Raw genomic sequence first — 16891 nt, 5'->3', positions numbered from 1 at the left:
TCATCCCTCCGGCTGATGGCGGCGGATCGCCGCCTCCGCTTCACCGATCGCTTCCGGGGTTCCGACCGTCACCCAATGGCCGTCGAGCAGAAGGCCATGGAGTCGGCCCTTCTCGGCGGCGCGATCGAAGTAGATATTGAGGTTGAAGGCATCGTCGGGCGCGTCGGCAAAGAGCCGGGAGTGAAGCGCGATCGCGCCGGCATAGACCACCGGGTTCGGCAGGCCCTCGGCGTAGCGCACGAGCTTGCCGTCGGTAGCAAGCGAAAAGTCCCTCTTGCCGTTGTGCCCCGTCGTATCCTCGTCGCGCACACAAAGCATCAGCATATCCATGCGCTCCGCATCGAAGGCTGCGGCCAGGCGCGTCAGATTGCTCGGCTCGCCCGCGGGCTCTGCAACCCAGAAGAGGTCGGCGTTCATCACGAGAATGGGACCTTCCGGCAGCAGTTTCAGCCCCTTGACCAGGCCGCCGCCGGAATTCATCAGCGCGCCGCGCTCGTCGGAAATCAGGATTTCAGGCGCGTTCCGCTGACCGAGATGCTCTTCCATCTGTTCGGCGAAATGGTGCACATTGACCGCGGCCCTGGTGACGCCGGCCTCTACCAGCAGATCCAGCACGTAGTCGATCATCGGCTTGCCCGCGATTTCTACGAGTGGCTTCGGCATGGTGTTGGTGATCGGACGGAGCCGGGTGCCGAGGCCCGCGGCGAGCACCATCGCATTGCTGATCGACATTGCTTCTCTGTCAGTTCGCTGATTCGGAATTAAGGATTCCGGTCTTCATACACCAGTCGTGCAAGGGTTTCAGCGATTCATGTGAAAGCGCGGCCTGAAGATAGGCGAAAGTGCGCGGCATGTGTTTCATGTAGCCAGGCTTGCCGTCGCGCTGCATCAGTCGCACCCAGATGCCGACAAGTTTGCAGTTGCGCTGCGCCGACATCAGGTGCCAGTCGCGTGAGAAAGTCGCCTCGTCGAAAATGCCGCTCGCGTGCCGCTCGGCGAGATAGGTCTGCATCATCCGGCTTGCGAGCGAAGACGATATGGTGACGCGGGCATCCTGAACGAGCGATGCCACGTCATAGGCGGTCGGACCAATCATCGCATCCTGGAAATCGATGAGGCCGATTCGGTCGAGACCCCGACGCTCTTCGCGCCAGATGATGTTGGGTGAATGGAAGTCGCGCAGCAGCAGGTTGGTCTCGGAGGTCTGCAGGAGGTCGATCAGGCCATCCCAGATCTCGCTATATTCGCGCTTCTCGTCATCACTTGCCGGCTCGCCACGTTTCCAGGGCAAGTACCAGTCGGTCAGAAGTCGCGTTTCGATCTTCATCGTCGTCCGGTCGAAATCCGGAACGCGGTGGACGACTGTGGCATCGACCCTGATTTCTCGTGGCGTCTGTTCGGAATGGAGACGCGCAAGCAACCGGGCGCTTTCGATATAGCGCGCGTCGATCGGTTGGCCGGCTTCATCGAGAACGCCCTCTGACCCGAGATCCTCGATCAAGAGGATGCCTTGGTCGAGATCGCGGGCGTGGATCGTCGGCGCCGCAAAGCCACGGGCAATCAGCAATTGATCGATGGCGACGAAGGGAACGACATCCTCGGCGATATGGGCGAGCTGCTGGTAATACTTGCCGTCCTGAAGGATCGGGCCGGGCTTGTGCCGCGGTGAGTCCATCAGAATCCGGCTAACGGAACCGTCCGCCGGATAGATCCTCTCATAGGCCCGGATCGAGGCGTCACCGCTCAGGTGCCGTCGACGTGCTTTGCAATGACCATGATTGTTGAGGAAGTCGCGGATCGCGAGCGAGCGGGAAATGCGCTGCAGCTGGTCCTCAGCACCGGAAATTTCAACGCGCCGCCCGTCATTCTCGTGCGCGAGGGTCAGCATGATGCGCTTGGCGGGGAGGGCGCCCTCAGCCCGCTCCGGCCATTCGACCAGGCAAATGCCTTGCGACAGCGCTTCGTCGAAACCAAGCTCGTCCAGTTCGCTGGAATCGGCAAGTCGATAAAGATCGAAATGCGCGACGGGAATGCGCAGTTCATAGGTCTGAACGAGCGTGAAAGTCGGGCTCGGCACTTCCAGGCCATCGTCATCGGCCAGCGCGCGCAGGAAGGCGCGTGCAAATGTCGACTTGCCAGCGCCGAGGTCTCCCGAAAGGGCCACGCAGTCGCCGGCCTTCAGGGCCAGCGCCAGGTCTTCGCCGAGCTCGATCGTTGCCGCCTCGTCCGAAAGCGTGCGCTCGATCGCCGGCATCACTCGGCCGCGATGATTTTCGGCGCTTCGGCCGAGGGGATGCGGCAGGTCACTTCCGTACCTTCGCCTTCCTTGCTGCGGATCGAGACCGTGCCCTCGTGCAGGCTCACGAAGCTCTCGACGATCGAGAGCCCGAGTCCCGCGCCGCCGCGCTGTCCGTGGCTTTCGAAGCGATTGAACACCGTGTCGAGAACGTCCTGTGGGATGCCGGGGCCGCTGTCCGAAACGGAAAATATGAAGTCGCCGCCTTCGCGGTGGCACTTCAGGTCGATGACGCTGCCATCGGGCGCGAAGTTCGCGGCATTGGTGAGCAGCTTGACGAAGATCTGCTTCAGCCTTTGCTGGTCAGCGACCATGCGGCCGAGATTATCGGGGGCGGCAATCCTGAGCGTCACACCGCTCTCGATCAGCCGGTCGGCCATCTGGTGAGCGATGTCATCGAGGAAATCCGTCAGACTGATGTCGGCGAGGTCGAGCTGGACGATGCCGGCATCGACGGTCGCAAGATCCAGGATGTCGTTGACGATCGTCAGCAGCAGCGACGAGGACGTGGCGATGTGGTCGACATATTCCGCCTGCCGTTCGTTGAGATCGCCAAAGGCGGGGGTCTTCAACAGGTCGGCGAAGCCGATGATGTTGGTGAGCGGCGAGCGCAGCTCATAGGAAACGTGGTGCACGAAGTCGTTCTTCAGCGCATCCGCCTTGCGCAACGCTTCGTTCTTTTCGGTCAGTGCCCGCTCGACCCTGACGCTGTCGGTAATGTTGACGAAGGTCAGCATTGTCTGTGCGTTCGGCAATGGGATGACGGCGTAGTCGAGGATCAGCCCGGTCCTGAGCTCAAGGATGCCGCGGCTCGATGGCCGCTCGTCGTCGAAGCTGGTTATGATGTGGGTGAACCGCTTCCACCCGTCCGCCTGGTCATAGGAGATGAGGCAGGCCTGCTCGATCGCCTTGATATGGGTGCCAGGCTTGGCCTCCGCCTCGTTGATGCCCCAGATCGCCCGGAATGCCGGGTTGGACAGACGAATGCGGCCGTCGGGCCCGAACACCGCGACACCTTCCGCCAGATGGTCGATGGTCTCGCCCTGGACCTGAACGAGCGTATTGTAGCGCGTTTCGAGATCGACCTTCTCGGTCAGGTTCTCGAATACCCAGGTGACGCCGCCCTGCGGGCGAGCGGTTGCAAAGACGCGCAGGGTTTGACCGTTTGGCAGGTGCCAGAGATCGCTCTGCGTATCGAGCGCCTGGTAGACGGAGAGCGCGTTCGCTTTCCATTGTTTCCAGTTGAGCTGTTCCGGCAGCTGGCCACCGGCACGCAGGCGGTCGAGGACCTCACCATTGTCGGGCTTGCGCTCGAGGAAGCCGATGTCGAGGCTCCAGAGACGCTGGAAGGCTTGGTTGTAAAACTGCAGGCGCTGATTGCCGTCGAAGATCGCGACCGGAGTCGCGAGATGGTCGAGCGTCTCGGCATGGCTCTTGAGCGTGCGGCTGAGTTCCTCGCGCACGGCTTCGATCCCGGATATGTCGACGGCGATGCCGGCCGTTCCGGCGCGGCTGCGAGCGTCGACGACGTCGAAGAAGGTGCGGTTGCCGCGCACGACCGTCGACACCTTATCGCGGAACGGCGTGTCGAACGTGGATACTGAGCGGATCTTTTCGCGCGCGACGGTCGCGAGCAACTCGCGGCCTTCGGTAACCGCGGTTGCGACATCGGGAGCTTCGACGGCGTCGGCATAGGCCTCGTTGACCCAGGTGAGCGCCCCGTCATTGCCGCGCTGCCAGACCGGAAGGTCGATCGCGTCGAGAAGCGTGCGGAAGGAGACGAGCGCACCATTGAGCCGGTCGTGCTCGAGCTTCAGTTCGGCGAGTTCCGCTCGCATGTTGTTGAGCGCGATGAAGCGCACGAAGGCGCGTCCGCCTGAAACGCGCCCTTGCGCTTCCAGAACCTCATTGCGCTGCGTTTCGAGCACCAGATCGAAACTGCGGGCCTGGGTGCGAAGTGCGTCAATCGCCTTTTCCAGGTCTCCTGCCGACTGGGCCTTGATCCAGCGGCCGAAGGCCAGGAAGTCGCGATCATCAGCCGGCGCACCGGTTTCGGCCGGCAGTTGCCCGAGAAGTTCGGCGCGTTCGGCCAGCCCGTCCCAGATGACGATCCGTCGGTTCTTGTCGGCGACCAGTGCCTGATAGCGTGAAAGGCGTTGGTTGGCGTCCGACAGGTCGGACCTGAGTTCGCGGTTTTCCGCTTCGATGTTGCCGCGCTGCCGGATCAGCCAGATCGCCGAGATCATGGCCGCGGAAATGACGCCGATCAGTACGGAGAAGGTGACGACTTCCGACGAGCCGAAAATGCCAGCCTTCTGCGGGGCGACCTGGGCAAGCGCATCCGTTGCAGCAAAGAGGGCGGTGCCGGCCAAAAGGTGGCGCAGGAACTTCGGGCCCTTGCGGCGGGTGCCCGGAAAAACTGTCTGATCTGTGTTCATGGCACTGCCATCCCCGTCTGTCCGAAGGGTGCTGCTGGCTGTTTCGCGCCTTGCACAGTCCCACCGAGGCCCTGTTTAAGGGCCCGCGTCAGTTCCGATTGCATCCCCGGTCTGTCTCCGTCTGTTTGCCGCCTATCGACAAGACATCCCATCCGCGATGCCCAAGGTCCGCACCGGCATCACGAATCAATGGGTTAGAGCATACTTCCTAGTCGAATCGTCGGGAAGGGAGAGGCCTAAAAAAGCGGCCGCGCTCTCTTGTCAAGAACGCGGCCACAAGATGTTGTGGATTGCCCGGGTAAGGATTAGTACCGGTAGTGCTCAGCCTTGAACGGGCCCTGCGGCTTCACGCCGATGTAGTCGGCCTGCTCTTCGGAAAGTTCGGAGAGCTTGGCGCCGAGCTTCTTCAGATGCAGGCGGGCGACCTTCTCGTCGAGCGCCTTCGGCAGGACGTAGACTTCGTTCTTGTACTTCTCACCCTTGGTGAAGAGCTCGATCTGCGCCAGCACCTGGTTGGAGAACGAAGCCGACATGACGAAGGATGGGTGGCCGGTGGCGTTGCCGAGATTGAGCAGGCGACCTTCCGACAGAAGGATCATGCGGTTGCCCTTCGGGAACTCGATCATGTCGACCTGTGGCTTGATGTTCGTCCACTTCAGGTTACGCAGTGCGGAAACCTGAATTTCGTTGTCGAAGTGGCCGATGTTGCCGACGATCGCCATATCCTTCATCTCGCGCATGTGGTCCATGCGGATGACGTCCTTGTTGCCGGTCGTCGTGATGAAGATGTCGGCCGACGAGACGACGTCCTCGAGCTGAACGACTTCGAAGCCGTCCATGGCAGCCTGCAACGCGCAGATCGGGTCGATTTCGGTGACCTTGACGCGAGCGCCGGCGCCCGAAAGCGATGCTGCCGAACCCTTGCCGACGTCGCCGTAGCCGCAGACGACGGCGACCTTGCCGGCCATCATCACGTCGGTGCCGCGGCGAATGCCGTCGACCAGCGATTCCTTGCAGCCATACTTGTTGTCGAACTTCGACTTGGTGACCGAATCGTTGACGTTGATCGCCGGGAAGGGCAGCAGGCCCTTGGCCTGGAGCTGATAGAGGCGGTTGACGCCGGTGGTCGTTTCTTCGGTCACGCCCTTGATGGCTTCGCGCTGCTTGGTGAACCAGCCCGGCGAAGCCTGGAGGCGCTTCTTGATCTGCGCGACGAGAATCTCTTCTTCCTCGGAGCCGGGGTTCGAGAGCACGTCTTCGCCGGCTTCAGCGCGGGCGCCGAGCAGGATGTACATGGTGGCGTCGCCGCCATCATCGAGGATCATGTTCGAAACGCCGCCATCGGCCCACTGGAAGATCTTGTCGGTGTAGGTCCAGTATTCTTCCAGCGTTTCACCCTTGACGGCGAAGACCGGTACGCCGCTTGCGGCGATTGCTGCTGCGGCGTGGTCCTGGGTCGAGAAGATGTTGCAGGATGCCCAGCGCACGTCGGCGCCAAGAGCGACCAGCGTCTCGATCAGGACGGCGGTCTGGATGGTCATGTGCAGCGAGCCGGTGACGCGTGCGCCCTTCAGCGGCTTGGAAGCGCCGAACTCTTCGCGGCAGGCCATCAGGCCCGGCATTTCCGTTTCGGCGATCGCAATTTCCTTGCGCCCGAAATCGGCGAGACCGATGTCGGCGACGATATAGTCCTGAGTGGTGGTCATGGAGTTCTCCGGGCTGATCTCTTCAAGCCGCGCGGCCCTTGGCCGTTTTGCGGCGCGATTATGCCTCCCACGCCTAGCGACGCGGTGAGAGTGCGACCGATCTATCAGGATTCAGGGTGGAGGGCAACCTCGATATAAAGAAGTCTTTATATCTTTATATTGCCCGTCAGATTTCCTCGCCAAACTTGTCGGCGACCAGCGCGTCGAGCGCGTTCAGCGCCTCCTCGGCCTGTATGCCGCTGGCGGTGACGCAGATGCTGCAGCCCGTGCTGGCGGCCAGCATCATCAGCCCCATGATCGAGGTCCCGCCGACAGTCATGCCGTCCTTCGAAACGGTGATCTCGGCGTCATAGACTTCGACCGTCTGCACGAACTTCGCCGACGCCCGCGCATGCAGGCCGCGCTTGTTGATGATCAGCAGTTCGCGCGTCAGCGACATGTCGGGGCGGTGATCCATTATTTTCCACTCAGGACGCGGCTGGCGACATTGATGTATTTCCGCCCGGCTTCCGATGCCTCGACCAGCGCCTTGTCCATGTCGCTCTCGCCGCGCACGCCGGCGAGCTTGATCAGCATCGGCAGATTGACGCCGGCAATCACTTCGACCGTGCCGCTGCGCATGACCGAGATGGCGAGATTGGAAGGCGTTCCGCCGAACATGTCGGTGAGGATGATGACGCCATTGCCCTCGTCGACATTGGTGACCGCGTCGAGGATATCCTGCCGACGTTGGTCCATGTCGTCCTCGGGGCCGATGCAGACGGTCTCTATAGCTTTTTGCGGACCGACGACATGCTCAAGCGCAAGTCGAAATTCCTCAGCCAGCTTGCCATGGGTGACAAGCACAAGTCCGATCATGGGTATCTTCGCTCCAACTGCACACGCAATTCACTGATGGTCAGATATCGCAATGCAGCAATTTCGTCCACCTGATGGGGCGGCCATCTTGGCAAGGAAAAGCCGAAGTGCAAGCCAAAAATGCCGAAAAACCAGCCCCGCTGCCGGTAAATAGAGCTAGAATCCTAATTTTTCGGCGAGCAGCACGCGCAAAATAGCAAGCGCGCTGGCCCCATCTTCAACGGGAACGCGAACAATCGGCAGTGCTCGCCCTAGTGGCAGCGGCAATGTCTCCCCGTCCGGCGGCAGACGCGGGTCAAAGGGGGCTCTGACGGGAAGGACTGCCCAGTCGATAACCGCGGCAGGCGCCGTTTCGATCTTGCCGATGCCGGCGCCCCGGATTTCGATCAGGCCTTGGATGGTCGCTGGGCAGCGCGCGACGATCCGGCCATGCTCGAGCAACAGGTCGACCCGATCGTCGGCGATCAGCGCCGCGAATTCTCCGGCTTGTCGTGCGGCCGCGATGCAGGCGAGTGCCAGCTTTGATTTGCCCACACCTGAAGGGCCAGTGATCAGGAAGCCGCGCGTCCCGAGCACGATGGCGGTGCCGTGGACATTGGCGCGGGTAGCCGTCACGCGTGTGGCTCGGCGGGCAGGGAGAGGATGAAGCGCGCACCGCTGATATGGCCGCCGGGCGCGGGGATATTTTCGGCCTTCAGCGTGCCGCCGTGCGCTTCGGCGATCTGCCGCGAAATCGACAGGCCGAGGCCGGAGTTCTGGCCGAAATCCTCGCCCTCGGGGCGGTCGGTGTAGAACCGCTCAAAGATGCGGTCGATGTCCTCCGCCTGAATGCCGGGACCGTTGTCCTCGACATAGACAAGGCAACGCGAGCGCGAACGCGTGAGGCGCACGACGATCCGGCCCCCGTCCTCAGGAACGAAGGAGCGGGCGTTCTCGATCAGGTTGGTGATGATCTGGCCGATGCGCAGTTCGTAACCGCTGACGGCGAAGCGCGCCTTCGGGCTGTCCTTGCGGTCGATGACGAAGTCGAGCAGCACCGCCTTCTTCTTGCTGCGGATCTGGCGCGAAATATCGACGAGATCACCCAGTAGTTTCTCCAGGTCGATCACCTTGGCATCGCTGCGGGCAAGTTCCGCATCGAGCCGCGAGGCGTCCGAGATATCGCTGATCAGGCGGTCGAGGCGACGCACGTCGTGCTGGATGACGTCCATCAGCCGCTTTTTCGATTCGTCCGTCCGCGCCAGCGGCAGGGTTTCGACGGCGCTGCGCAGCGAAGTGAGGGGGTTCTTCAGCTCGTGGCTGACGTCGGCGGCGAAATTCTCGATCGCCGCGATCCGGTCGTAGAGCGCGGTCGTCATTTCCCGCAGCGCGACCGACAGGTTGCCGATCTCGTCCTGACGAGAAGAGAAGTCGGGGATTTCTTCGCGTTCCTTGGCGCCGCCTCGACGCACGCGCACAGCCGCCGCCGCGAGCCGCCGCAGCGGATTGGCGATGGTCGAGGACAGAAGCAGTGACAGAATGATGTTGACCAGTGCGGCGACGCCGAAGACGCGGATGATGGCGAGGCGTTCCGCCTGGACGATCTTGTCGATGTCGCCGGCTTGCGTCGAAAGCAGGAGCACGCCGAGCACGGCGCGGAAGCGCTGGACGGGTACGGCCACCGAAACGATGAGCTCGCCCTTCTCGGTGACGCGCTCGACATAGCCGCGCACACCGGTCAGCGCATTGGTAACCTCAGGATAGATCGCGCCGTTGCCGCCAGGCGGTTCCTTGTAGAGCGGCAGATTGCCGGGCTGGAGCAACCGGTTCAGCCAGCTGTTGAGCTTTCCGCCGATGCCTGTCGATTCCGGCTCGATCGGCGGCAGGTCGAAGCGCAGCACCTGACCGCCGCTGTAAAGATGCCTGGAATCGAGCAGCAGGTCAGCGTCGGCGTCGAAGAGACGGGCGCGGGTGCGCGTCGGCGAGATCAGGCGCCTCAGAACCGGGGCAACGCGTTCCTGAATGATCGGGAAGTCGAGATCCTCGTCGCTCGGCAGCGGCGTAATGCTCTGGCCGGCCTGAAGCTCAAGGAGTTTCTCGGGATCGATGGTGATCGAGTTGGTGTCGACCGAGGCCGAGGCAGAGATTGCGCCGGCAATGATTTCGCCCTGCGTCAAAAGGCTTTCGACGCGTGCGTCGATCAATCCCTCGCGGAATTGATTGAGATACATGATGCCGCCAACGAGAACGACGAGCGCCACCAGGTTGAAGAAGACGATGCGGCGGGTGAGGCTCGAGAAGACGGCATTGCCGAACAGGCGGCGAATGAGCGTGAAGGGATGCGCCCAGCGGCGCTGGCCCTTCAGTGCCTGCGCACGTCCGTCAAGATCTTCGATATCGCCCTGCAAGACTTCTACCAAGTGTCCCGCTCCCGCGCGGACTTTCCTTCACGTTCTTTCGATCACGACGCCGCTCGGTTGCCCGATGGCGTCGTCGTCCATGATTCCGGTCCGAAGACTGCGGAGATCGCGTCGAGGCTCAAATGAGGCCATCGGCCATCGCGCGGCTTTGAATGCGCCACTATCGGCGCGATGGCAAGCCCCGCGGCTCAGGCAGTCTCCCGGAAACGATACCCGACACCGTAAAGCGTCTCGATCATATCGAAGTCGTTGTCGACCATCTTGAACTTCTTGCGCAGCCGCTTGATGTGGCTGTCGATGGTGCGGTCGTCGACATAGACCTGCTCGTCATAGGCGGCATCCATCAGCGCGTCACGGCTTTTCACCACGCCCGGGCGTTGGGCGAGCGAATGGAGGATGAGGAACTCGGTGACCGTCAGCGTCACGGCCTCGCTCTTCCAGGTGCAGGTGTGGCGCTCCTGGTCCATGACCAGCTGCCCGCGCTCCAGCGAACGCGACGGCGCGTCGGAGGCTTTGGCGGCGGTCGTCGGATTGGCGGCTGCTGCTTCGCGGTTTGCCGCGCGGCGCAGGATCGCCTTGACGCGTTCGACCAGCAGGCGTTGCGAGAAGGGCTTTGTGATGAAGTCGTCCGCGCCCATCTTCAGGCCGAACAGTTCGTCGATTTCTTCATCCTTGGACGTCAGGAAGATGACCGGCAGGTCGGACTTCTGACGCAGGCGGCGCAACAGTTCCATGCCGTCCATGCGCGGCATCTTGATGTCGAAGATCGCCAGCTGCGGCGGCCGGGCAAGCAGGCCCTCGAGCGCGGAAGCGCCATCGGTGTAGGTCTCGACCTTGTAGCCCTCTGCCTCCAGGGCGATGGATACGGACGTGAGGATATTCCGGTCATCATCGACAAGCGCGATGGTCTGCATCGTGTTCAACTCCGTCTTTTGAGGTGCCGGCTCCGTCCCCGAAACTCCGGCATTCGCGAGTCACGGGTGCGTTAGTGAGTATAAAGGTGGAACAAATTGTGGCGAAGCGCAAAAAGCACCAGTCCTATCGGTAGGATAGGCGTTCTCAGATGGGGGAGCGCGGGACCCATTTCAACCGATTAAAAAAACTATAATTTTCTTTAAATCGATTAATATACTGAAATCATTATTCTTTTTTTGACGTCGCCTTGTTTTTGAGCGAGCATGCAAGTAAGGTCCGGCGAAATTCAACGCCAATGGCCAAACACGAAGGAAGCTTGACCATGGAGCAACTCGGCACTCGCAATCTCGCGAACGGCTTGGAAAAACTCGGCTTTACCGACCTGGAAACGGTCCGGTTCAACCTCGAAGCCGCAGAGCTTTACGAAGAAGCCCTTCGCCGCGGCGAGGCTCAGCTCACGGCGCACGGCGCGCTCGTCGCACGCACCGGCCAGCACACCGGCCGCTCGCCGAAGGACAAGTTTGTCGTTCGTGACGCAAACACCGACGGCCAGATCTGGTGGGACAACAACAAGCCGCTGTCGCCGGAGCATTTCGCCGTGCTGCGCCAGGACATGCTCGACCATGCCAAGGGCATGTCGCTCTACGTCCAGGACCTCGTCGGCGGTGCCGATGCCGACAATTGCCTGCCGACCCGTGTCGTCACCGAATATGCCTGGCATTCGCTGTTCATTCGCAATCTCTTAATCCGTCCGGCGCGCGAAGCGCTCGGCTCGTTCCTGCCGAAGCTGACGATCATCGACCTGCCGAGCTTCAAGGCTGATCCTGATCGCCATGGTTGCCGCACCGAAACGGTCATTGCGTGCGACTTCACCAACGGCCTGATCCTCATCGGTGGCACGTCCTATGCCGGCGAGATGAAGAAGTCCGTCTTCACCGTTCTCAATTACCTGCTGCCCAAGAAGGGCGTCATGCCGATGCACTGCTCGGCCAATGTCGGCCCCGAAGGCGACACGGCGATCTTCTTCGGCCTGTCGGGCACCGGCAAGACGACGCTTTCTGCCGATCCGACCCGCACTTTGATCGGCGACGACGAACACGGCTGGGGCGAAGATGGCGTCTTCAACTTCGAGGGCGGCTGCTACGCCAAGGCGATTCGCCTGTCGGAAACCGCCGAGCCGGAAATCTACGCGACGACCCGACGCTTCGGCACGGTCATGGAAAACGTCGTGCTCGATACGCGCCGCGTTCCGGATTTCGACGATGGTTCGCTGACGGAAAACACCCGCTGCGCCTATCCGCTCGACTTCATCCCGAACGCCAGCGCCACCGGCACAGCACCGCAGCCGCGCACCATCATCATGCTGACGGCCGATGCCTTCGGCGTGATGCCGCCGATTGCAAAGCTGACGCCGGAACAGGCGATGTACCACTTCCTCTCCGGCTACACCGCCAAGGTCGCCGGTACGGAAAAGGGCGTCACCGAGCCGGAAGCCACCTTCTCGACCTGCTTCGGCGCACCGTTCATGCCGCGCCATCCGTCTGAATACGGCAACCTGCTCAAGGACCTGATCGCCAAGAACGGCGTTACCTGCTGGCTGGTCAACACCGGCTGGACCGGCGGCGCATACGGCACCGGCAGCCGCATGCCGATCAAGGTGACGCGCGCTCTGCTCGCTGCTGCCCTGGACGGTTCGCTCAATGCGAGCGAACTGCGCACCGACGCCAACTTCGGCTTCGCCGTGCCGGTCTCGGTCCCGGGTGTCGACGACGGCATCCTCGATCCGCGCTCGACCTGGGCCGATGGTGCCGCCTATGACGCGCAGGCACGCCGTCTCGTCGACATGTTCATCACCAACTTCGCCAAGTTCGAAGAGCATGTGGACGGCAGCGTCCGCAATGCGGCTCCCGGAACGAAGCTCGCCGCCGAATAAACATCGCCGGCTATGATTCACGTGAAACCCGGTCCTCGCGGCCGGGTTTCGTCGTTTTTGTACTGAATGTTTTCAAGAGGTTCGCGCTGTGCCATAGATCGGGACGAGGTGAATCATGGCTAGCGACCCGCTTTACATCAACGACAGCATCGTGATTGCCGGCTGGGAACTGACGGAGCAATTCGTGCTGGCCGGCGGGCCGGGCGGGCAGAACGTCAACAAGGTGTCGACGGCTGTTCAATTGTTCTTCAACGTGCTGGCCTCGCCGGCGCTTTCCGATCGCATCAAGGCCAATACGCTGAAGATTGCCGGCCGCCGCGCCTCGAAGGAGGGCGTGCTGATGATCGAGGCGAGCCGCTTTCGCAGCCAGGAGCGCAACCGCGAGGATGCCCGTGAGCGGCTGAAGGAATTGATTCTCAAGGCCGCCGAGCCGCCGCCGCCGCCGCGCAAGAAAACGAAACCAACCCGCGGTTCCGTTGAGCGCCGGCTCAAGGAGAAGTCCGGGCGCGGCGAAATCAAGAAGCTCAGGGGGCGGCCGGCAGGCGATTGATTCTTTTTTGCCGATCCCTTGCCTTTGCCGGGCGGCGCCCTCTCTTATCGAGCAGTGTTTTCGCAAAAGGAGATATTCATGGGTCTTTTCAGCTTTATCAAGAACGCCGGCAAGAAGCTTGGCATCGGTGGCGACGATGACGCTCCGGATGCCGAAAGCGTTCAGAAGGAGCTTGCATCCCACGATCTCGGCACCAAGGACGTGCAGGTCGAAGTGGCCGGTGACAAGGTCGTGCTGAAGGGTGTCGTGAAGGACCAGAGCGCCTTCGAAAAAGCCGTGGTCGCCGTCGGCAACACGCTCGGCGTTTCGGCCGTCGAAGCCTCCGAGCTCAAGGTCGCCGATGCGGGTGCTGCACCCGCACCCGCCAAGGCGCCGGTCTTCTATACGGTCAAGAAGGGCGACAACCTCTGGAAGATCGCCGAGGCGCAATACGGCAAGGGTAAGGGCGCCAAGAACACCCTGATCTTCGAAGCCAACAAGCCGATGCTGACCCATCCGGACAAGATCTATCCCGGTCAGGTTCTGCGCATTCCGGATCTGGACGCGGCCTGAGCGTGTCAGCCAAGCGTTCTCTTGTCATCGCGGCGCTGGTGGGGCTTTGCCTTGCCGGCGCTACTTTCGCGCAGCCGTTCCGTGAGCCCGCCAAGGGCAGCGCCGAGCGTGCCGCGATCCTCGACGCGATCCGTCCGGCAGTCGAGGCAGAGATGCGTGGCCCGGTCGAATTCGTCGTGACGACGATGCGGGCCTCCCCCAATTGGGTCTTCATGCAGGTCGAGCCGCAGCGCCCAGGTGGGGGAACAATCGATCTCACGCAAACCGGGTTGCGTGACGGGGCCGACATGATGGATGGTTCAACGGTGTTCGCACTTGTCAGCTTTCAGAACGGCCGCTGGAACCTGGTCGATCATGTCGTCGGGCCGACGGATGTCGCCTATGCCGGCTGGCCGCTTCGGTACGGCGTGCCGGCAGCACTTCTCGGCCTGGAGCAATAGGGGCTTTCAATGCAGGTGCTCCCGAAAGGGATCAGACATATTCCGGGCTTTCTTGATCGCGCCCGGCAGGAACAACTCGTCGAGGCCATCCGCCTCGTCGTCGCCGAAGCGCCGCTCTTCGTTCCGGAGATGCCGAAAACAGGCAAACCCATGTCGGTGCGCATGACCAATTGCGGCTCGCTCGGCTGGGTCACCGACCGCGATCGCGGCTATCGTTACCAGGCTCAGCATCCGATGACCGGTCGCCCCTGGCCGCCGATGCCGGACATACTGCTCGAGATATGGAACGCAGTTTCTGCCAGTCAAAAGGCGCCGGAAGCCTGTCTTGTGAATTTCTATTCCGAGGAGGCCCGCATGGGTCTGCATCAGGACCGCGACGAGCGCGATCTGGAAACGGCCGTCGTGTCGATCTCGCTCGGCGATAGCTGCCTGTTTCGCGTCGGCGGCAACACGCGTGGGGGCCAGACCATGTCCTTCCGGCTTGAAAGCGGCGATGTCGTCGTGCTCGGCGGGGAAGGGCGGCTTGCCTTCCATGGCGTCGACCGGATCTATCCGAACACCTCGACGCTGCTGAAGAACGGTGGTCGGGTCAATCTGACGCTCCGTCGCGTCAATCCGTGATTCAACGACTTGAATGGCGCAATTCCGGACGGAAAACCGTTCTACACTTTTCCTGAAATTGCGCGCGGCCGCTCAGAGCTTTCTGAGCGCTACTTTCTCCGTCAGGTGGTTCGGGCCTTTCTGCAGGATAAGGTCGGCGCGCGGACGCGTCGGCAGGATGTTCTGGTGCAGGTTCTTCAGGTTGATGTTGTGCCACAGGCCCTCGGCAATGGCGCGGGCCGCATCCTCGCTGATGGTTGCGTAGCGATGGAAGTAGGATTCCGGATTCTTGAAGGCGGTTTCGCGCAGCCGCATGAAGCGGTTCACGTACCAGCTATGGATCAGGCTTTCCTCGGCATCGATGTAGATCGAGAAGTCGAAGAAATCCGAGACCATCGGCACGATCTTGCCGTCGGCCGGCAGGTTGCGCGACTGAAGCACGTTGATGCCTTCGAAGATCAGGATATCCGGGCGATCGATAACGGTGAACTGGTCGGGCAGCACGTCATAGGTCAGGTGCGAATAGCTGGGCGCCTTGACGTTCGGCTGGCCGGCCTTGATCGCCGAGAGGAAGCGCAACAGCGCGCCCACGTCGTAGCTCTCCGGAAAGCCCTTGCGGTCCATCATGTTTTCGCGCTGGAGCACGGCGTTCGGATAAAGGAAGCCGTCTGTTGTCACCAAGTCGACCTTCGGGCTCGACGGCCAGCGCGAGAGCAACTGCGCGAGGATGCGCGCCGTCGTCGACTTGCCGACGGCGACCGATCCGGCAATGCCGATGACGAAGGGGGTTTTCGTCTCGGACATGCTGAGGAAACGTTTGCGCTGCTCGAAGAGCATCTGCGACGATTCCACATGGGTTGAGAGCAGGCGCGACAGCGACAGATAGATCTGCCGGACTTCGCGGAGATCGACGGGGTCGTTCAGCGAGCGCAGACGCTGCACTTCGTCGGCCGTCAGCGTCAGCGGCGTGTCAGCGCGAAAGCGTGACCATTCCTCGGCGGTGAAGAAATGATAGGGCGAGTAGTCCCGCTTCTGTGGGTCGTCGGGCAGGTCGGCCGCTTCGATGTCTTTCGCCGCTATCGTCATTATGGGGTCTGCCGATTTGCCTTTTCCTGCAGGCCGGATTGGTTGGTCCGCCGTGCCAGTTCGTTGAGCACATCCTGCAACGGAATGTCGGCGATCTTCAATACGACCATCAGATGATAGATGAGATCGGCGCTCTCGGCGACGAGATTCGCGCGGTCGTTGCTGACCGCTGCGATCACCGTCTCCACCGCTTCTTCACCGAGTTTCTTGGCGGCCTTCGGCTGGCCGCCTGCCACCAGTTTAGCCGTCCAGGATTCGTCCGGCGATGCCTTCGCCCGTGCGGCGACCGTTGCTTCGAGGTCGGAGAGTGTGAAGTCAGCCATGAGAGATCCTGAAGCTCAGTCGAGGCGCATGGCGATGCCATGCTCGGCCATATAGCGCTTGGTTTCGCCAATGCTATAGGTGCCGAAATGGAAGATGGAGGCGGCGAGCACGGCGGTCGCGTGGCCGTCGCGAATGCCCGCAACCATGTGGTCGAGCGTGCCGACGCCACCGGAGGCGATGACCGGAGCGCGAACCGCGTCTGCCACGGCACGCGTGAGCGCGATGTCGTAGCCACTCTTCGTGCCGTCGCGATCCATCGAAGTCAGAAGGATCTCGCCGGCGCCAAGGTCAACGACGCGACGGGCAAACTCGATCGCGTCGATGCCGGTCGGCTGGCGTCCGCCATGGGTGAAGATCTCCCAGCGGTCCGCTTCGCCGTCCTTCGACACCTTCTTGGCGTCGATCGCGACGACGATGCACTGGTTGCCGAACTTGTCGGCGGCTTCTGCGACGAACTCCGGGTTTTTGACTGCGGCGGTGTTGATCGACACCTTGTCGGCGCCGGCAAGCAGCAGCTTGCGGATGTCGGAGACCTGGCGCACGCCACCACCGACCGTCAGCGGCATGAAGCACTGTTCGGCGGTGCGGGCGATGACGTCGAAGATCGTCTCGCGATTGTCGGAGGAGGCGGTGATGTCGAGGAAGCAGAGCTCGTCGGCACCGGCGGCATCATAGGCCCGGGCCGCCTCCACCGGATCGCCGGCGTCGATCAGGTCGACGAAGTTCACACCCTTGACCACACGACCGTCCTTGACGTCGAGGCAGGGAATAACGCGGGCTTTGAGCGTCATGGT

The 16891-nt window shown here is 62.0% G+C and carries 17 protein-coding genes; 5 read left to right on the top strand and 12 right to left on the bottom strand.

Features of this window, described 5'->3' with window-relative positions; translation table 11 throughout:
* The 9 genes from BBX50_RS05470 to chvI form a co-directional block, all read right to left on the bottom strand.
* Positions 1-732 carry a nucleotidyltransferase family protein gene (locus tag BBX50_RS05470; RefSeq protein WP_065774308.1) on the bottom strand — a complete coding sequence of 244 codons (732 nt, stop codon included), beginning with the start codon at positions 730-732 and terminating at the stop codon, positions 1-3.
* Between the two features lie 10 nt (positions 733-742).
* Positions 743-2254, bottom strand: coding sequence for a tRNA (adenosine(37)-N6)-threonylcarbamoyltransferase complex ATPase subunit type 1 TsaE (gene tsaE / locus BBX50_RS05465; RefSeq protein ID WP_065774307.1), 1512 nt, complete (start codon positions 2252-2254; stop codon positions 743-745).
* Positions 2254-4734, bottom strand: coding sequence for a PAS domain-containing sensor histidine kinase (locus tag BBX50_RS05460; RefSeq protein ID WP_065774306.1), 2481 nt, complete (start codon positions 4732-4734; stop codon positions 2254-2256). Before BBX50_RS05460 ends, tsaE begins: the two co-directional genes overlap by 1 nt.
* Before the next feature lie 305 nt (positions 4735-5039).
* On the bottom strand, positions 5040-6440 hold the full coding sequence (ahcY, locus tag BBX50_RS05455; protein ID WP_065774305.1) for an adenosylhomocysteinase: 1401 nt from the start codon (positions 6438-6440) through the stop codon (positions 5040-5042).
* A 166-nt stretch (positions 6441-6606) separates the two neighbouring features.
* The gene (locus tag BBX50_RS05450) at positions 6607-6897 is read right to left on the bottom strand and encodes an HPr family phosphocarrier protein (protein WP_065774304.1); all 291 of its coding nucleotides are present in this window, start codon (positions 6895-6897) and stop codon (positions 6607-6609) included.
* Positions 6897-7298 carry a PTS sugar transporter subunit IIA gene (locus BBX50_RS05445; RefSeq protein WP_065774303.1) on the bottom strand — a complete coding sequence of 134 codons (402 nt, stop codon included), beginning with the start codon at positions 7296-7298 and terminating at the stop codon, positions 6897-6899. Before BBX50_RS05445 ends, BBX50_RS05450 begins: the two co-directional genes overlap by 1 nt.
* Before the next feature lie 156 nt (positions 7299-7454).
* Positions 7455-7913: a serine kinase gene (locus tag BBX50_RS05440; RefSeq protein ID WP_065774302.1), complete on the bottom strand. Its 459-nt coding sequence runs from the start codon at positions 7911-7913 to the stop codon at positions 7455-7457.
* Positions 7910-9643 carry a sensor histidine kinase gene (locus BBX50_RS05435; RefSeq protein ID WP_244513163.1) on the bottom strand — a complete coding sequence of 578 codons (1734 nt, stop codon included), beginning with the start codon at positions 9641-9643 and terminating at the stop codon, positions 7910-7912. Before BBX50_RS05435 ends, BBX50_RS05440 begins: the two co-directional genes overlap by 4 nt.
* A 242-nt stretch (positions 9644-9885) precedes the next feature.
* Complete coding sequence (gene chvI / locus BBX50_RS05430; protein WP_065774300.1) at positions 9886-10611, bottom strand: two-component system response regulator ChvI; 726 nt, start codon at positions 10609-10611, stop codon at positions 9886-9888.
* A gap of 323 nt (positions 10612-10934) precedes the next feature.
* Here chvI and BBX50_RS05425 point away from each other — a divergent pair, with 323 nt between their 5' ends.
* The 5 genes from BBX50_RS05425 to BBX50_RS05405 all read left to right on the top strand — a co-directional run bounded on the left by BBX50_RS05425 (position 10935) and on the right by BBX50_RS05405 (position 14708).
* Complete coding sequence (locus BBX50_RS05425) at positions 10935-12545, top strand: phosphoenolpyruvate carboxykinase (RefSeq protein WP_065774299.1); 1611 nt, start codon at positions 10935-10937, stop codon at positions 12543-12545.
* 115 nt (positions 12546-12660) lie between these two features.
* Positions 12661-13095, top strand: coding sequence for an alternative ribosome rescue aminoacyl-tRNA hydrolase ArfB (gene arfB / locus BBX50_RS05420; RefSeq protein WP_065774298.1), 435 nt, complete (start codon positions 12661-12663; stop codon positions 13093-13095).
* 78 nt (positions 13096-13173) lie between these two features.
* Positions 13174-13647, top strand: a complete 474-nt coding sequence (lysM, locus tag BBX50_RS05415; RefSeq protein ID WP_065774297.1) for a peptidoglycan-binding protein LysM — start codon at positions 13174-13176, stop codon at positions 13645-13647.
* Between the two features lie 2 nt (positions 13648-13649).
* A complete protein-coding gene (locus BBX50_RS05410) occupies positions 13650-14087 on the top strand; it encodes a hypothetical protein (protein ID WP_083213698.1) in 438 nt (145 codons plus the stop codon).
* 9 nt (positions 14088-14096) lie between these two features.
* Positions 14097-14708 carry an alpha-ketoglutarate-dependent dioxygenase AlkB gene (locus tag BBX50_RS05405; RefSeq protein ID WP_065774296.1) on the top strand — a complete coding sequence of 204 codons (612 nt, stop codon included), beginning with the start codon at positions 14097-14099 and terminating at the stop codon, positions 14706-14708.
* Positions 14709-14780: 72 nt separating this feature from the next.
* Here BBX50_RS05405 and coaA read toward each other — a convergent pair whose 3' ends face one another.
* Genes coaA through hisF form a run of 3 tightly spaced genes read right to left on the bottom strand, consistent with a single transcriptional unit; the run spans position 14781 to position 16888 of the window.
* The gene (coaA, locus tag BBX50_RS05400) at positions 14781-15773 is read right to left on the bottom strand and encodes a type I pantothenate kinase (RefSeq protein ID WP_065774295.1); all 993 of its coding nucleotides are present in this window, start codon (positions 15771-15773) and stop codon (positions 14781-14783) included.
* Positions 15773-16096 carry a phosphoribosyl-ATP diphosphatase gene (locus tag BBX50_RS05395; RefSeq protein ID WP_065774294.1) on the bottom strand — a complete coding sequence of 108 codons (324 nt, stop codon included), beginning with the start codon at positions 16094-16096 and terminating at the stop codon, positions 15773-15775. Before BBX50_RS05395 ends, coaA begins: the two co-directional genes overlap by 1 nt.
* 15 nt (positions 16097-16111) lie before the next feature.
* Positions 16112-16888, bottom strand: coding sequence for an imidazole glycerol phosphate synthase subunit HisF (gene hisF, locus BBX50_RS05390; RefSeq protein ID WP_065774293.1), 777 nt, complete (start codon positions 16886-16888; stop codon positions 16112-16114).
* Between the last annotated feature and the right edge of the window lie 3 nt (positions 16889-16891).

Origin of the sequence: Ensifer sp. LC11 (genome assembly GCF_001695835.1) — a bacterium.
In the GTDB taxonomy this organism is placed as follows: Bacteria; Pseudomonadota; Alphaproteobacteria; order Rhizobiales; family Rhizobiaceae; genus Ensifer.
The sequence above is the reverse complement of the archived record's forward strand: the minus strand, read 5'-3'. Positions and strand labels throughout refer to the sequence as shown.

Bases quoted from the DNA above. Each gene is read 5' to 3' on its own strand.
- BBX50_RS05470 (WP_065774308.1), bottom strand. From the start codon at position 732: ATGTCGATCAGCAATGCGATGGTGCTCGCCGCGGGCCTCGGCACCCGG.
- tsaE (WP_065774307.1), bottom strand. From the start codon at position 2,254: ATGCCGGCGATCGAGCGCACGCTTTCGGACGAGGCGGCAACGATCGAG.
- BBX50_RS05460 (WP_065774306.1), bottom strand. From the start codon at position 4,734: ATGAACACAGATCAGACAGTTTTTCCGGGCACCCGCCGCAAGGGCCCG.
- ahcY (WP_065774305.1), bottom strand. From the start codon at position 6,440: ATGACCACCACTCAGGACTATATCGTCGCCGACATCGGTCTCGCCGAT.
- BBX50_RS05450 (WP_065774304.1), bottom strand. From the start codon at position 6,897: ATGGATCACCGCCCCGACATGTCGCTGACGCGCGAACTGCTGATCATC.
- BBX50_RS05445 (WP_065774303.1), bottom strand. From the start codon at position 7,298: ATGATCGGACTTGTGCTTGTCACCCATGGCAAGCTGGCTGAGGAATTT.
- chvI (WP_065774300.1), bottom strand. From the start codon at position 10,611: ATGCAGACCATCGCGCTTGTCGATGATGACCGGAATATCCTCACGTCC.
- BBX50_RS05425 (WP_065774299.1), top strand. From the start codon at position 10,935: ATGGAGCAACTCGGCACTCGCAATCTCGCGAACGGCTTGGAAAAACTC.
- arfB (WP_065774298.1), top strand. From the start codon at position 12,661: ATGGCTAGCGACCCGCTTTACATCAACGACAGCATCGTGATTGCCGGC.
- lysM (WP_065774297.1), top strand. From the start codon at position 13,174: ATGGGTCTTTTCAGCTTTATCAAGAACGCCGGCAAGAAGCTTGGCATC.
- BBX50_RS05405 (WP_065774296.1), top strand. From the start codon at position 14,097: ATGCAGGTGCTCCCGAAAGGGATCAGACATATTCCGGGCTTTCTTGAT.
- coaA (WP_065774295.1), bottom strand. From the start codon at position 15,773: ATGACGATAGCGGCGAAAGACATCGAAGCGGCCGACCTGCCCGACGAC.
- BBX50_RS05395 (WP_065774294.1), bottom strand. From the start codon at position 16,096: ATGGCTGACTTCACACTCTCCGACCTCGAAGCAACGGTCGCCGCACGG.
- hisF (WP_065774293.1), bottom strand. From the start codon at position 16,888: ATGACGCTCAAAGCCCGCGTTATTCCCTGCCTCGACGTCAAGGACGGT.